The organism is Methylobrevis pamukkalensis (assembly GCF_001720135.1).
GTDB classification, from domain to species: domain Bacteria; phylum Pseudomonadota; class Alphaproteobacteria; order Rhizobiales; family Pleomorphomonadaceae; genus Methylobrevis; species Methylobrevis pamukkalensis.
In genome coordinates this window covers 1-2,691 of sequence record NZ_MCRJ01000216.1, presented here as the reverse complement: position 1 = coordinate 2,691, position 2,691 = coordinate 1, and the positions used below count along the sequence as shown (strand labels likewise).

3 protein-coding genes are annotated in these 2,691 nt (G+C 65.3%); 1 reads left to right on the top strand and 2 read right to left on the bottom strand.

Features of this window, described 5'->3' with window-relative positions; all coding sequences use genetic code 11:
• Positions 1-249: 249 nt before the first annotated feature.
• On the top strand, positions 250-450 hold the full coding sequence (locus A6302_RS19925; RefSeq protein WP_069308474.1) for a hypothetical protein: 201 nt from the start codon (positions 250-252) through the stop codon (positions 448-450).
• Positions 451-657: 207 nt separating this feature from the next.
• On the opposite strand, the gene A6302_RS19920 is transcribed toward A6302_RS19925, so the two are convergent.
• Complete coding sequence (locus tag A6302_RS19920) at positions 658-1,293, bottom strand: TerC family protein (protein WP_245294175.1); 636 nt, start codon at positions 1,291-1,293, stop codon at positions 658-660.
• 588 nt (positions 1,294-1,881) lie between these two features.
• On the bottom strand, positions 1,882-2,493 hold the full coding sequence (locus A6302_RS19915) for a TerC family protein (protein WP_069308472.1): 612 nt from the start codon (positions 2,491-2,493) through the stop codon (positions 1,882-1,884).
• Between the last annotated feature and the right edge of the window lie 198 nt (positions 2,494-2,691).

Sequence of the window (2,691 nt, the reverse complement as noted above, 5' to 3'; positions counted from 1 at the left end):
TTCGGCCGATCGGGTCACCTTCAAACCACGCGGTCACGGCCGTTTTCGCATGACATGACCCTGCGAAAGCTTGCCATCTTCGCAGGTGCAGCATCGAAAATCGCCGCGTGAAGTGTCCGTCATCTCCATGAAAACATGGAGGATCAGTCCTGCGTATCTGGCATGCCAGATACCATTGACCCCCTGGGCACCGCGATTATATAACGCAGTGCAGCAAGGGAATTTGATCCCCGGAACAGGAGAAACGACATGTCGCCCCACTTCCTCGAGTATGCCACGCTCGTCCTCGCCGTTGCCGGCCTCGCCACCGTGCTCAGCGAGATCTGGCTCAAGGAGCCGGCCCTGCTCGGTCAGATCCTGCGCAACGCCCGCAATGTTGCCGCCCCCAAGGGCCGGCTCCGCGGCGACAACGTTGCCTTCTCGCACCAGACCCGCGGCTTCTCCGCCTGAGTCACCGGCGCGATCTCCGCAGCCGGTCCGGCCATAAAAAAGGCCCCGATCTCGCGATCGGGGCCTTTTTCGTGTCGTGAGGCTTGCGCGGGGTCCTGCCCGGCAGCTGCCGGCCATGCGGGCCGTCAGGGTGACGCGGTCAGGCCCCTGGGCCAGGCCGTAGCCCCGGAACCTGCGCAGGACGCGCAGGCCCCGTTGCTGCCGTCGTCAGAGCCAGCCGACGACGTAGGGCTGAACTTCCACATAGCCGCGATAGACCATGTCCAGCGCGACGTAGAGGATGATCACCAGACCGACATAGGCGATCCAGCGGTGGCGGTTGAGCAGGCCGGCGATGAAGTTGGCGGCAATGCCCATCAGCGCGATCGACAGCACGAGACCGATGATCAGCACGGTCGGATGGTCGCGGGCGGCACCGGCCACGGCCAGCACGTTGTCGAGCGACATCGACACGTCGGCGATGACGATCTGCCAGGCGGCCTGGGCGAAGGTCTTGCGCGGTGCGCCGGCGGCAACCTTGCCGTCGTGGTCGACGTCCTCGCCGGTCAGGGCCTCTTCGGCGATGACCGAATCATGCTCGTGGCCAGCCCGCAGTTCGCGCCACATCTTCCAGGCAACCCACAGCAGCAGGACGCCACCGGCAAGCAGAAGGCCGACGATGCTGAGCAGGACGGTGGTGACGCTGGCGAAGGCGATACGCAGCACCGTGGCAACCACGATGCCGATCATGATCACCTTGCCGCGCTGGTCCTTGGGCAGGCCGGCGGCGGCAAGACCGATGACGACGGCGTTGTCGCCGGCGAGCACCAGGTCGATCATGATGACCTGCAGCAGCGCGGACATCGCGTCTGCCGTAAACAAACTCGCAAAGATTTCTTGCATGAACAGCTCTCCTCAGTGAAACGCACGAGGAGCTCCCCCGTCTTCCACCTTCGGCAGACGCCGTCCGTCGCGGGCCGTCGCGCACCCTCCTTCACCGATCGACGCTGCACCCCGGCAACGCCGATCATGGCTGAAGGATGACGCAACAAAAGGCCCCGCGGACCCTCGCGGCCGGACGGCTGCAAGGATACGACGGCGCCTTCACGTTCGTCCCGGCATTTCCCACTGGAAATCCGGTCCGCACGCCCGACCGGACGGCATGCTGTCTGCGAAAGGAAGAATGCCTCGGGCCGCTCCAGTGTCGTTCAGTCCGACATCGCAGCACTGATGGCTGCCAGAGGGGCCCGGCCTGACGGTGACGATGATACTGAAGGCCGCGCGGCCGCGCAAGCGCCCTCACGCCGCCGGGATGGCGGGCATGGATGCGGGTGACGGTGGAAGAGGCGCGGAGGGCTGGCGCGAGGACCGGCGGCCCGGGGTTCGGCGCGGAACGCCGCCTCCCGGGCCGCTCCTGTCAGGCGTGGGCAGGGCCACCGGTGATGTAGGGCATCACCTCGAACACGCGTGGTAGGTCATGTCGAGCGCCACGTAGACGATGATGGCAAGACCCGCATAGCCGATCCAGCGATAGCGGGTCAGGAGGTTGGCGATGAAATTCGCCGCAAGCCCCATCAGCGCGATCGAGATCACGAGGCCGATCATCATGATCGCCGGGTGTTCCTTGGCAGCGCCGGCAATGGCGAGGACATTGTCCAGCGACATCGACACGTCCGCGACCACGATCTGCCAGGCCGCCTGCATGAAGGTCTTCTCGCGGCCGGTGTGAATGTGCTCGCCGTGGGCGCCCTCGCCTTCGGCGCCGCTGGCGCGCAGTTCGCCCCACATCTTCCAGCACACGTAGAGCAGCAGGGCGCCGCCGATGAGCAGGATGCCCGTGATGTGCAGAAGGCTCGTGGCAAGATAGGCAAAGACGAGACGCATGACCGTTGCGGCGCCGATGCCGAACAGGATGACCTTGCCCCGCTTGTCAGCGGGAAGGCCGGCGGCGGCCAGTGCGATCACCACCGCATTGTCCCCCGACAGCACGATGTTGATCATGATCACCTGAAACAGCGCCGCCAGCGCGTCAGGCTGCATGATCTGCGCGAATATGTCCCCCATAGCATCGCTCCTCTCGTTATGGATCGAGAGGCGGCCGCATGATTGCTTGTGGGCTCGCGTATTTCCGGATCGCCGCCAAGGCCCGAACGCCTGATGGCAAGAACGACGGACGCAATTGCTGCGCGAAACCCGGGCCGCTCCTCGTGATTATTCAGTCCGACATCGCAGCCGCGTCACGGCTGCCAGAGGGGCCCGGTC

Bases quoted from the DNA above. Each gene is read 5' to 3' on its own strand.
- A6302_RS19915 (WP_069308472.1), bottom strand. From the start codon at position 2,493: ATGGGGGACATATTCGCGCAGATCATGCAGCCTGACGCGCTGGCGGCG.
- A6302_RS19920 (WP_245294175.1), bottom strand. From the start codon at position 1,293: ATGTCCGCGCTGCTGCAGGTCATCATGATCGACCTGGTGCTCGCCGGC.
- A6302_RS19925 (WP_069308474.1), top strand. From the start codon at position 250: ATGTCGCCCCACTTCCTCGAGTATGCCACGCTCGTCCTCGCCGTTGCC.